A 12135-nucleotide genomic window follows, 5' to 3' on the forward strand; every position below is an offset into this window, starting at 1 on the left:
ATCTCCCGAACGGCTTCGATGTTGTCAAGCACCTCAGGGTCACACTCGTACGCCTCGCACAGGATATGACGCCCCAAAGTGTTTGCCATCCAAAGTCCCGCCTCCCTTCCAGATCTCTCCCTTCCGACCGGTGACTAGCCCGATCAACGCAATTTTAGCAGATCACGCCCCAAAGTCAAGGGAATCTGCGCAATTCGTCCACGGCCGCTGCGGGTCAAAGCGTGCGCGATCTCCCCCTAAGCGGGCCTCAGAAGCCCTCTCCGCGACAGTGCCGAGAGCCCGGCAAGGATCGCGAGCTTCACGTGGTGCCTGGACAGCCCTCCCTGAATGTACGCCACGTACGGCGCGCGAAGCGGCGCGTCCACCGTCAGCTCTGAGGACGATCCCTGAACGAACGTCCCCCCGGCCATAACGACCTTGTCAACATAGCCTGGCAGGGGGCTCGGCTCCGGAACGTACTTGGCGTTGACGGGGCTTGCAAGATGAAAACCCCGGCAGAAAGCGAGCAACCTCTCTTCGGTGAACATTCTCACGGCGAGCACGGTGTCCGACCGGACTTCAGTCGGCCCGGGCAGCGTGGGATAGCCGAGCATCCGGAAGACCTGGGAAGCGACGCACGTGCCTGCGAGCGACTCGGCCACGACCGCCGGAGCAAGGAAGAACCCCTGAAGGATCAGGCGTGATAGGCCCAAGCCCGGTCCGACAGCGGCTCCCACGCCCGGGGCCGTGAGCCGGGCCGCGACGCGCTCGATGATGTCACGCCTTCCGACCACGTAGCCGCCTGCCGGCGCGACGCCCCCGCCGGGGTTCTTGATGAGCGAGCCCGCGACGGCGTCCGCGCCTGCTGCGGTTGGCTCCCGGTCTTCGGTGAACTCGCCGTAACAGTTGTCAACGACCACGATGACGCCCGGCTTCTCTTGCTTGACTGCACGCGTGAGGCGCTCGATCTCGCTCACCGACACCGATGACTGCCACGCGTATCCCCGGGAGCGCTGGACGAACACCACCTTGGTTCGGGGGCCCATGGCACGGAGTACCTTGTCCACGTCAAGGGCCTGGTTCTGTCCGTCTTCCCTCCCGCGGGCCACGATTCGCCACGTTATCCCGAGCTCGGCGCAAGACCCCGGAGCGACCCGCCCCATACCCAGCACGTCCCGAAGCGTGTCATAGGGCTCGCCGGTGGCGAACAGGACCTCTTCTCCTGGAAGGAGTAGGCCGAAGAGACAGAGGGAGAGTGCGTGGGTGCCGGAGACTATTTGATGCCTGACGATGGCCGCATCGGCCCCGAACACCCTCGCGAAGACGGCCTCCGCCGCCTCTCTGCCGGGATCATCGTAACCGTATCCAGTGGTATCGGCGAATGACTGGTCGCTTACACCCACTTCCCTGAACGCGCGCAACACCCGTGCGATGTTGCGCGCGGCAAGGGCGTCCACGGCCTTGAGGTCCCGGCTGCACGACTCCTCGGCCTCGCGGAACAAGTCCAACAGGGCCGGGTCGATGTCGAGGCCGAATGCGGCCGCGTCGTCGAATGCGTTCGTATCGTCAACGTCCCTGCCTTCCCCATATGTTGTCATGAGAACCGGACTCCCGCATCTTCCAGCCTGGATATGGCCTCTTCTAGCCTCGCGTCGCTGATGGTCACGGATATCCTGAAATAACCCTCGCCTGCGGACCCGTACCCCACTCCGGGGGTCAGGAACACGCCCGCCTTCTCCAGCACGTATTTGGAAAAGCTTATCGACGTGTACCCCTCCGGGACGGGTGCCCAGACATAGAACGTCCCCTTCGGTAACTCGAGGCTCCACCCGAGCCGGTTTAGGGCAGCGACGATCTTCTCGCGGCGGCTCGCGTACGCCGGCAGGACCTGGCTGAAGTGCTCCGGCGACGTTTCAAGCGCGGCTATCGCGGCATACTGGATCGCTTGGAATATCCCGGAGTCGATATTCGTCTTCAGCCTGCCGAGCGCCTCGATGACATCCTTGCAGCCCGCCGCCCAGCCGATACGCCAGCCTGTCATGTTGTAGGTCTTCGAGAGAGAGTGAAACTCGATTCCAACCTCCTTGGCGCCCGGCACTTGGAGGAAGCTCGGGGCCACGTAGCCGTCAAAAGTGATCTCGCTGTACGCTGCGTCGTGGCACACGATGATAGAGTTCTCTTTCGCAAACTCCACTACGGACTCGAAGAACCGGGTCCCGTCGACCGTTGCGGCGGTGGGGTTATTGGGGTAGTTAATGAACATCAACTTGGCCTTGGCTCTGACGTCCCGTGGGATAGACTCCAGGTCGGGCAGCCAGCGCGTCTCGGGGCCCAGCCTCATGGGAAATGCATCTCCGCCTGCGAGGAGCACGCCCGTTGCGTAAACCGGGTATCCCGGGTCAGGCACGAGGGCGACGTCTCCGGGGTCGATGAAGCACCACGGAATGTGGGCTATGCCCTCCTTGGAGCCGATGAGCGACACGACCTCCGTGTCCGGATCGAGGTCCACGTTGAACCTGCGTTTGTACCACTCCGCCACTGCTACCCGGTACTCGCGCAGCCCTTCATAACTCGGGTAGCGGTGGTTGGCCGGGTCGTCCACGGCCTCCTTGAGCTTTGCTACCACATGCCCGGGCGTCGGGAAATCGGGGTCGCCGATGCCGAGGCTGATGACGTCCACCCCACGCTCGCGGGCACGGGCTATTTCACGCTCGACCTCGGCGAAGAGGTAGGGCGGCAGGTTTGAGATCCGTCGCGCTTCATGAATCTTCACTTCAACCACTCCTCGATGTCGTCGATGATTCCGCTGAATACTCGTGTCGCGGGCCCGGTCATTAACACGTGGCCGTCACGGCTCCATTCGATGAAGAGAGTCCCACCCGGCAGGTGCACCCGCGCTGACCTCGCGGAATACCCGCGTTCCGCAGCAGCAACGAGGGACGCGCACGCTCCCGTGCCGCATGCGAGCGTCGCCCCGGCGCCCCTCTCCCACACGCGGACGATGAGGTCGTTTGCGCCGTTTACCTGCACGAATTCCACGTTGGTCCTGTTTGGGAAAGCAGGGTCGTGTTCGATGGCCGGGCCGAGGCGGTCCAGGTCGACGCCAGCCACGTCAGGCACGAATATCACGCAATGCGGATTTCCCATGGAAACGCAGGTGATCTCGAAGTCCGCTACGGTGAGGACGTCGCTCCTGCCCACGACGGCCGAACCCGCTGCCAGCACGGGGACATCCTCCGGACGGAAGCTTGGGAGGCCCATGTCCACCCGGACCTGGCCCGCGAATTCCCCGGCCTCCACGACCTCTGCGCGCACGCACGCTTTCCTGGCTTCTATCGAGACGGTCGGACCCGAAACCAGCCCGGCGCCGCGCGCGTACACGGCCACGCAGCGGGATGCGTTGCCGCACATCTCGGCCTCGCTCCCGTCGCTGTTGAAAATGCGCATCCGGACGTCCGCGCGCTCCGACGGCAAAATGAGAACGATCCCGTCCGCGCCCACGCCTTTGTGCCTGTCGCACAGCCTGCGTGCCGCGTCGCCCCACCGGGTCGCGTCCAGGTCGATGGGTGCGCCAGGCGTTGTGAGATCGAAAATGACAAAATCGTTTCCGATACCGTGCATCTTCACGAATGCGGTCTTCGTCGCGCCGGACCCGGCCATCGCATCTTCGTCTCCTTCGTCTCCTTCGCGAGGCACTCGACTCGCTTCGTTACTCGGCCTTTATTCGCGCTCCGGTGACGATCTCCTGCTTGCGCTCACACCCTCGTTTCCTGACGTGTTGCGGCCGTCTTGAGGCCTTGCCGCCGGCGCCGTCGCCGGCGGAGCTGGAGCTGCGCCGCCCACGGCTTGGCCGGAGCTCGTCCCAGCCCCCGTCCCCGTTCCACATATGATGCACCTTCCGCGCTCCAGGGATACGCGTCGCATCTCGATGGGGGCAAACACCGCGCCATCCCTGAATCCCTCCACGCGGCCGTGCCTGTGGCCCACTATGTATCCCAGAAGGAAAGCCACTGCTATGAGCAAGACCCAGCCGTCAACCGACACCCGCGTCGCCCCCTCCGACCCCAGCGTCCCCGGCCATGCGGCTCAAGGCCTCGATAAGGGGGGTGCACAGGCAGACGAGGATAGTCGTTCGACGGTCGACAACCATGGCAGCGAGAAGCGCCACGAGGCACAGCAGGATGCTCTGGCCCCGGCCGAGCCGGCGGGCGAGGTTGGCGCGGCCAAGGGCCCGGTCCGACGCAAGGTCCTGAAGGTCGTCGCCGATCTGCACGGCCACCATCAGCAGAACCGAAACGGAGGTGGCTCTCCACCCGAAAAGCAGCAACGTTGCTACTGCGACGAGGGCCGACTCCATCCACGCGGGAAGGCCCAGTGGCAGCATCTCGCCGGGGTTCTTGAGCATTCCCACGAGGTAGGCCCCGAGAACCAGCGGCGCCCCGAGGCGCAGGTTTATGCCGCAGCTTGTAAGCGCGAAGACCAAGGAGTAGAGAACGGCGCCCCTGCCCATCACGTGTAGCAGCGATGGCCTGCCCTGGGCGATGTCGGCTTCATAATCGAGGTAGTCGTCCGTGAGCTTGATAGCGGCGCCTGCTAGGGCGACCGCCAGGAGGTCCACAAGGAATTCAGAGATTGCGGAGAACATGCCGCTTCACCTCCTGTAAGCCAGTTTTCGCAGCGGCCGAAACCGGGATGACGGTATAGGCCGAGAAGAGACGTCGAAGTCGGGCAAGGCCGTGCGACGCACCCGGAAGGTCCATCTTGTTCGCCACTATGAAGTACCCTCCCCTGGAGCCCGCGAAATCGGCGAGCTGCCGGTCGATAGTTCCAACGGGAGGGTCGGCCCGCCCGTCGCGTCCGGCCTCGGCCGCGTCGATCACATGGATAATGAGATCAGCGGGACGCAACACCTCCAAAGTCTGGGCCATGGCCTTTCGGACCTGGGGGTTCTCGTGTATGTAGTCAACCAGCCCCGTGGTGTCCACGATCTCCACAACCTTGCGTCCCTTTGCCGCCGGGACCGCAACCACTATCGATTGCAGGCACCTGGTTTGGTGCGGATTCTGCCCGACTAACTCACGAATAGCGGCATCGAGGGGGTATGTCTTCGACTCCCTGCGCCCGTGCGGCTCACAAAACGCGACCTCGACGGTCCGGACCTTGAGGTGCTCCGCAAGACGTAGGACGAGGAGGGTTTTGCCCACGTTCGGCCTGCCCACGACCACGCAGCGCTTCATTCTTGTACGTTGTCTCCCTGCTAGCCGGTCCCGCGCGGCAGCGCAAGCGCATGTCGCTTTTCTGTCCTATCAGGTCCTATCGGATGGCTAAGTATGGCGCCGCAAGTTTTCGTCTCTTTTCTTGAGGGCGCTAGGGTTGCCGGTGTTTGCACGACGGGGCAGCGAGCTCAGAAGTCGTCGGCGATGTCTTCCCTTCGGATGATCATGAGTTCTTCGCGCGACAGGTTCGGCTTTTCTACCAGACGTAGCGCTTGGCGCCTGATCGCTCGTTCGATCAGGTTACGCACGAGCCTGGCGTTCCCCGAGTGCTCGTTTCCCGGGCCGGTCCTTCTGCTTAGAATGGCTTCCAGCCTCGCGCGGGCAGCCACGTCGAGGCGATAGTCCCTCTTCTTCAGCATGAGGTCGGCTATGCGCAAGAGCTCCTCGGTGGTGTAGTCGGGAAACTCTATGTGGATCGGGAAGCGCGATTTTATCCCAGGGTTTGCGTTGATGAAGGTCGTCATCTCGTCGCGGTAGCCGGCGAGTATGACAATGAACCTGTCCCTGAAGTCCTCCATGCCCTTTACCAGGGTATCGATGGCTTCCTTGCCGAAGTCCTTCTCGCCTCCGCGCGCCAGCGAGTACGCTTCATCGATAAACAGTATTCCGCCGAGGGCTTTCTTAATCTGCTCGCGTGTCTTCTGCGCGGTGTGCCCGATATACTCTCCCACGAGGTCCGCCCGCTCCCTCTCCACGAGGTGCCCCTTCTCAAGCACGCCCATCTCCCGGAAGATCTTGCCGAACAGGCGTGCGCACGTGGTCTTGCCCGTTCCGGGGTTACCGCTGAATATCATGTGGAGGACGAGGGGTTCGCACGTTAGCTGGCGCGCGGCACGGATCTGCTGGATTCTGACGTACGCGACGATCTCGCGCACCAGGGCCTTCACCTTGTCGAGGCCGATGAGGGCATCGAGCTCCGCAAGCGCCTCCTTCAGGCGCCAGTCCGCCCCGGCCGGGCCTGCGCTGCCCGGTCCCGGTCCGCCCGCGGCGGGGTCCGTGCCCGCGCCGGGGAAGGTGGCCGCTTCTCCTGCGCTTCGTTGCCGCACGGCGGATCCTTCCCGACCGTGCTCGCCCGCGCACTTGAGGAGCCGGAGCGCTTCCGCGGGGGTGAGTTTCCCCTCTTCAATGCCGGCAAGGACGAAGTCCGGGTTTTTGGGCTCGAGAGCAAGCATGCCAGTTTACCACCTCTTGGCGTGGTGCCATGGGTCTTCGTCTCTCTCTTTCCGGTGTGCTAGGTGGAGGTGCGCTCAGGTCTGACCATATAGCGTATGCGGTGCACTCGTTGGAGGTGCAGGATCGCCTCCGCCTCCTTGGCGAGGTCGCTAAGCAGAGGGGCAAGGGCGCTTCCGAACTATGGTGAGCGGTTGCCGGTGTGTGACCGCACGAGGGGCGTCAGAATCCAGTCCGGCCGTCCCGAAACCGTGGCAGACGTTCGAGCGGGCCGTTGCGATGCATGGTGGAATACGCGCGGGCGCGAAGAGCATGATGCCGGAAGACGGCGATTCCCGAGCGGCACTGCGCCGCCAACGAGGGCCGCAAGCGCAAGCGCGGGAGGGCCCTGGGTAAGGGGCCCTCCCGCCAGTCTTCGGGCGCGTCCGCGCTCGAGCTCATGGCCGTCGCGCTCGCCCGGGCAGGCGTGGATCGTGGATCGAGGCCGTGCGCCAGCGGGTGCCTAAGTATGTCGCCAAAAGTCCGCGTCACTTTCCGGCGAGGCGGTCGTGCCTAGGTAGGGCTCACGGCGTTGCCCTCCGCGGACGGCGCGCTTGCGGCATACGTCGTTCGAATTCGGCGCGCAAGCCTGCCGACTTCTCCACGCCCCGTCGTGCAAGCATCGACAACCCCAGCGCCCTCAAGAAGGGGGATGAAAACTCATGGCGCTGTACTTAGGGCTAGCGAGGTCCAAGGCAAAGACGCGACCTCGCCTCGCGCTTCAGCCAAACGCGAATTGGGCGTAAACGGGCGGCCAGGTCGTCTGGACGCAACGCCTAGAAGAAGAAGCTTGCAACGACTATCGTGAGGAACGACACGGCCCAGCCGATCGTCGTGGGCACAGACCACGTCATTATCTGCTCCTTGACATCTTCGATGCCTAGGAGCCTATTGACTACCCAGAAGTAACTGTCGTTGAAGTAGGAGAGAACCATGGCGCCCATCGCGGCAGCCTGCGCCGCCAGCACCGGGTTGACGTTCAGGTTGGCCAGGATAGGCGCTGTTATGGACGCAGAGGTGATCATGGCGACGGTGCCGCTTCCCTGGACCAGCCGCACCAGGGTCGCAACGGCAAACGGGAGGATCACAGCCGGCAACCCTGAGTTCGCGATCTGTTGGGCTATGAAGTCGCCTACGCCGCTGGACCTGAGGACCTGGCCGAGCGACCCGCCTGCGCCGGTCACCAAGATGATGATCCCAGCCGAGGCCACTCCTTCCTCGCACCGCCTGAGCACGTCCTTGCGAGGGGCCTGGCCCATCAGACCATAAACCGCGATGATGAGTCCGATCGCCACCGCTATCACGGGGTTACCCAGGAAAACGAGGAAGTTTGCCACCGGACCGGCGGCCTTGGCTGCGGTCAAGACTGTATTGAGAAGGATCAGGATGACCGGGACCACGACGGGGGCAAAGGAGATGGCAGTCCCCGGCAGCCGTGCCTCGTCGTCGCTTGCCGCCACGGTCTCCGCGACTTGGGCGGGCTTGGATCCGGCGGGAAGACGCTGCCAGCCGAGACCATCCGGGGTCGGCACCTGCACTATCCTGCGTCCGAGCCACTTGGCGTATATGACTCCCGCGATGGTGACCGGCGCCGCGAAGACGAGCCCCCACAGGATCATCAGGCCGACGTCCACTCCGAAGATGCCCGCCACCGCCAGTGGACCCGGAGTCGGCGGCACGGCGTGGTGAGTTGCGACGAGCCCTACCGCAAGCGACACCCCGAGGGCTACCACAGATTTGCCTGTGCGGCTGGAAAGGGCTTTCGCGATGGGTGCCAGGATCACGAAGCCGGAATCGCAGAAGATGGGGATGGAGACGACGTAACCCGTCGCCGCCAGGGCCCACTCTTCCTTGTCACGGCCCAAGTACCTCAAGAAAGTCTTGGCCATTCTCTCTGCCGCTCCAGACACCTCGAGCACTCGGCCCATCATCACGCCGAAACCGATGACGATGCCTATGCTAGCAAGGGTGTTGCCGAAGCCGGTGGTGATCGCCGTTGCCACGTCCTTGGGACCCATCCCGCCGATGAGGCCCACCAGTGCAGCGGCGATGATAAGGGCGAGAAACGCGTGGATCTTCGTCCGCAAAATGAGATAGACCAACGCAGCAACGCCGATGATGAGACCGACAATCATCTGGGTTCCCGAAGGCATACATATTCCCTCCTCGGGCTGAACTCTCGTGAGGCCAAAAGTCTGCTTGTCTCAGCGTTCTGACGTCCTTCCCCGCTTACGCCCTTTTCGCCCGTGAATACCGTGCAGCTACCCGTATCGCCTCCTCCATGCTGACAGCGCTGGCCACGCCTCGACCCGCTATGTCAAATGCGGTCCCGTGGTCGACTGATGTCCGAAGGAATGGCAGACCCAGGGTAACGCTGATGGTCCTCTCGAAATCCAGCGTCTTGGTTGCTATGTGACCCTGGTCGTGGTAGAGGGACAGGATGGCGTCCCACTTGCCCTCTAGGCCCAGGTGGAACACTGAATCAGCGCCTATCGGGCCGACTGCGTCTATGCCATCCGCCCGTGCGAGCTCAATCGCGGGAGAGATCTCTCGCACCTCTTCATCGCCGAAAAGACCGCCCTCACCAGAGTGCGGGTTGAGCCCTGCGACCGCGATCCTCGGCCGCGAGAACCCTAGGTCAGCCATGGCGTTCGCGATTTGTCTCAGGGCCTCATGCACCCGCTCCTTTGTGACCGCACGGATCGCATCGATGAGCGGGAGGTGACGCGTGAGGAAGAACACGCGGAGGTTTCTCACGGTGAACATGGTGAGAGCGAATGGAGCGCCTGTCATCGTCGTGTACATCTCGGTGTGCCCTATGAACGGTATTCCTGCGGCCCTGATCGACTCCTTGTTTATCGGAGCGGTGGCCACAGCGTCGATGGCCTTGGCGAGGCCGAGCTCAACGGACAGCTTGATGCACTCGTACGCTATCTCGCCCGCGCCAGCCTGGACCTTGCCGAACTCAACCGTGGGTGGTGCGGCCCCGCCTCGGAGGGGCGCCACCACGTCGATAGTCCCCGGCCTGAAACAGCCTTGAGCTGGCGCCTCGACTGTGTTTAGCCGCACGCGCGCCCCCACGATGGAGGCCGCCCGCTCGAGAAAAGCGGGCACGCCGATGACCACGGGTCGGCACACATCATATAGCTCGCCACTGGCGAGGGCCTTGACCACGATCTCCGGCCCCACGCCCGCCGGGTCCCCCATGGTTATCCCTACCATGGGCTTCTCGCCTGATGTCGGTTGAATAGCCATGTGCAAATCATCCCTCTCGTCAAAGTGTCCATCAGAGTCTCTGTGCCAAGGCTCGATTCACACAGAGGCCCGACGGAGCCACGCGCACAAACGGCAGCACGAGCTCATTCCCTGCTCTCACCGCCATGCTCGAGGAGGTGGCGGACGCACCGGACCGCGGCATCCTCCCCTCCAACGAGGCCGCCTTTGGTGACGAGTCTCAGGCCCTCGTGTCGTCCGCCGATGAGGGTTCCGGAGGCGGCGAGGGGCAGCACTTCCGTGTTGATCTCGATGCCAGCGGCGCCTACCTCCTCGAGGACGGCAAGCGTGGTATCGCCCCCTGTCACATATAACCCGCACACTGCGCCCCTCGAGCTCTCGAGAGCCGTCCTCGCAATGCGGCCAAGGCCGGAGGCGAGGTTCGTGGCCGCCGTGCCAGCGGCCCGGTCCATCTCCCTGTCCAGGGAGGCCAAATCGAGGGTATCCTCCTGGGAAGAGGACGATGTGACAATGATCGCCACGTCCTGCGGTCCTCTCGCCGATATGGCGTCGAGCACCTTCGCTGTGGCCTGCGCGACTACGCTGTCGAAGGAGAGAGGGTCTCCGACGGCGAGAGCCCTGGCGTTCACCGGCACCGTCACGGTAGGCAGCGTTTCCGCTAGGCGTTTTATCTGGGCGCGCGTGAGCGGGGTCGCGCTACCCACGACTACGAGCGCCACGCGTCCCTGCCCTCGCACCGGCCCGGAAACGGGCGTCACGTCGGTGGGCGGAGCGACTTCACGGGATGCCAGCACGACCGAGGCCGTGAACGCGCCGGGGTCAACCAACAACACCTGAAAGGGAAGGCGTGATACGGCGCTCGCGATCACATCGATCTCATCGTCGGTCGCGGCATCGACCACCACTATCTTCGCGCCAGACGAGCGGGCCTCGGAGAGACGCTCGAGGACACGTTCCGAGCCGCGCAAGACATCACCCAGCGGGATGCTTGCGACCTTGCGGCGTGTACCATCCTGGATGAGGGTCGGGACGTGGGATTGCGAGACAGGCGTGCGCGGATCGCGCGCCACGGACGTCTTCTCGAGGGGCACGCCGTCGACCAGCTGGTAACCGCCAACGGTGATACGGTCCGACTTTGGAAAGGCGGGAACCACCACCGCCAGCTCCGCGTCGGTCAGCTCGTCCAGCGCTGCATCGATCTCGACGGCTACGTTGCCTCGGAGTGTAGTGTCTATCCTCTTGCTGAAGTGTGACGCGCCCTCGCCCGCCATCCGGGCGAAGCTGCTGAAGCACGCGCGGACTCGTGCGTACGCTTCGTCCGCCGGCAGCGCACGGCTGTTGGAAGAGACGATCACCGCATCGTACTCGGACAACGCCGGGAGCTTTCCAAGCCCTTCAGGTCTCAACGTGGCGACGCGCAGGCCTTGAAGGGTGAGGAGGGCTCCGGTGGCGTTTGCCCCGGTGAGGTCGTCGGCGACAGCGAAGAGCTTGACCATTGCAGCTTCACCTCTATGTGGTCCCTACCTGGCTTCGTTTCCGGGCGGGTCGGGGCAGGCGGTGTGTCCAGGCCTGACAACGCGCACCCCGAGATCCTCGATGGCCTGGATCACGGCAGCGTCAGTCTCGTCGTCGGTCACCACCGCGCTCAACTCGTCGATGGCGCAGATCTGGGCGAAGACCCGCACCCCGAACTTGCTATGGTCCGCGAGGACCACACGTTTCGACCCCGCACGGATCATGGCTCTCTTCACGGGGACTTTGTTTATGTTGCGAGTCATGACGCCGCTCTCGGGGTCGATGGCGTCGCAACCGATAAACGCGGCGTCCACATGCAGCGAGCCGATCATGCGTTCCGCCACAGGGCCCATCATGTTGTACACGCTGCGCTGGACTTCGCCGCCGGTGCAGATCACCCTGATACCTCGCGAGTCCGCAAGTTCAGCCGCGATCTTGAGGTCATTGGTGACTACCGTGAGGTCTCGGAACGCGTGAAGCCTCTTTGCCAGCGCAAATGTGGTCGATCCGGCGTCAAGGATGATCGCATCTCCCTCGGAGATCAACGCCAGCGCGGCTTCGGCGATCATCGCCTTCTCTTCCGGCAGGGAACTCGCCTTGGAAAGATAGGGTATGTCGCGCGTAACCCCGCTCCGCAGCATCGCCCCCCCGCGGACCCTTACAATCATCCCCGAGTCTTCCAGCGCCTTCAAGTCGCGGCGGACGGTCATTCGGGAGACCCCGAACTTTGTGGCTATCTCGTCGACTCCGACGGCGCCACGGGAATTGATGTATTCGGCGATGAACGCTTGTCTTTCACTAGACAGCACTGGTCATCGAACCTCCGTGGGAGAGAAGCCCCGTGCTCCTCTGAGAAAGTCTAGACAGTCATATGTGTCATGTTGTGCGTTTGTGATCGCAATATTACTATTCGATGGGCGCT

11 protein-coding genes are annotated in these 12135 nt (G+C 63.6%); all 11 read right to left on the bottom strand.

The features are described from left to right. Window positions 1-236: 236 nt before the first annotated feature. Window positions 237-1577 (bottom strand): hypothetical protein, encoded by a 1341-nt coding sequence (locus tag GX515_02135; GenBank protein HHY31811.1) that lies wholly within the window; start codon window positions 1575-1577, stop codon window positions 237-239. Next, window positions 1574-2752, bottom strand: coding sequence for an LL-diaminopimelate aminotransferase (locus tag GX515_02140; GenBank protein HHY31812.1), 1179 nt, complete (start codon window positions 2750-2752; stop codon window positions 1574-1576). The genes GX515_02135 and GX515_02140 overlap by 4 nt, the downstream gene beginning before the upstream one ends. Further along, complete coding sequence (locus GX515_02145) at window positions 2749-3639, bottom strand: diaminopimelate epimerase (GenBank protein HHY31813.1); 891 nt, start codon at window positions 3637-3639, stop codon at window positions 2749-2751. Before GX515_02145 ends, GX515_02140 begins: the two co-directional genes overlap by 4 nt. Before the next feature lie 60 nt (window positions 3640-3699). After that, window positions 3700-4023 (bottom strand): hypothetical protein, encoded by a 324-nt coding sequence (locus tag GX515_02150; protein HHY31814.1) that lies wholly within the window; start codon window positions 4021-4023, stop codon window positions 3700-3702. Further along, window positions 4013-4624 (bottom strand): hypothetical protein, encoded by a 612-nt coding sequence (locus tag GX515_02155; GenBank protein ID HHY31815.1) that lies wholly within the window; start codon window positions 4622-4624, stop codon window positions 4013-4015. Before GX515_02155 ends, GX515_02150 begins: the two co-directional genes overlap by 11 nt. Then, window positions 4605-5216 (bottom strand): GTP-binding protein HSR1, encoded by a 612-nt coding sequence (locus GX515_02160; GenBank protein ID HHY31816.1) that lies wholly within the window; start codon window positions 5214-5216, stop codon window positions 4605-4607. The genes GX515_02155 and GX515_02160 overlap by 20 nt, the downstream gene beginning before the upstream one ends. 167 nt (window positions 5217-5383) lie before the next feature. Further along, window positions 5384-6427: an AAA family ATPase gene (locus GX515_02165; GenBank protein HHY31817.1), complete on the bottom strand. Its 1044-nt coding sequence runs from the start codon at window positions 6425-6427 to the stop codon at window positions 5384-5386. An 813-nt stretch (window positions 6428-7240) separates the two neighbouring features. Further along, window positions 7241-8617, bottom strand: coding sequence for a GntP family permease (locus tag GX515_02170; GenBank protein ID HHY31818.1), 1377 nt, complete (start codon window positions 8615-8617; stop codon window positions 7241-7243). 76 nt (window positions 8618-8693) lie between these two features. After that, window positions 8694-9719, bottom strand: coding sequence for a 4-hydroxythreonine-4-phosphate dehydrogenase PdxA (pdxA, locus tag GX515_02175; protein HHY31819.1), 1026 nt, complete (start codon window positions 9717-9719; stop codon window positions 8694-8696). A 104-nt stretch (window positions 9720-9823) separates the two neighbouring features. Further along, window positions 9824-11194: a four-carbon acid sugar kinase family protein gene (locus GX515_02180; GenBank protein HHY31820.1), complete on the bottom strand. Its 1371-nt coding sequence runs from the start codon at window positions 11192-11194 to the stop codon at window positions 9824-9826. Window positions 11195-11218: 24 nt separating this feature from the next. Then, window positions 11219-12022, bottom strand: coding sequence for a DeoR/GlpR transcriptional regulator (locus GX515_02185; GenBank protein ID HHY31821.1), 804 nt, complete (start codon window positions 12020-12022; stop codon window positions 11219-11221). Between the last annotated feature and the right edge of the window lie 113 nt (window positions 12023-12135).

The sequence above is a fragment of the Bacillota bacterium genome (assembly GCA_012842395.1).
GTDB lineage: Bacteria > Bacillota > SHA-98 > UBA4971 > UBA4971 > UBA6256.

Bases quoted from the DNA above. Each gene is read 5' to 3' on its own strand.
- GX515_02180 (HHY31820.1), bottom strand. From the start codon at position 11,194: ATGGTCAAGCTCTTCGCTGTCGCCGACGACCTCACCGGGGCAAACGCC.
- GX515_02155 (HHY31815.1), bottom strand. From the start codon at position 4,624: ATGTTCTCCGCAATCTCTGAATTCCTTGTGGACCTCCTGGCGGTCGCC.
- GX515_02135 (HHY31811.1), bottom strand. From the start codon at position 1,577: ATGACAACATATGGGGAAGGCAGGGACGTTGACGATACGAACGCATTC.
- GX515_02170 (HHY31818.1), bottom strand. From the start codon at position 8,617: ATGCCTTCGGGAACCCAGATGATTGTCGGTCTCATCATCGGCGTTGCT.
- GX515_02160 (HHY31816.1), bottom strand. From the start codon at position 5,216: ATGAAGCGCTGCGTGGTCGTGGGCAGGCCGAACGTGGGCAAAACCCTC.
- GX515_02165 (HHY31817.1), bottom strand. From the start codon at position 6,427: ATGCTTGCTCTCGAGCCCAAAAACCCGGACTTCGTCCTTGCCGGCATT.
- GX515_02145 (HHY31813.1), bottom strand. From the start codon at position 3,639: ATGGCCGGGTCCGGCGCGACGAAGACCGCATTCGTGAAGATGCACGGT.
- pdxA (HHY31819.1), bottom strand. From the start codon at position 9,719: ATGGCTATTCAACCGACATCAGGCGAGAAGCCCATGGTAGGGATAACC.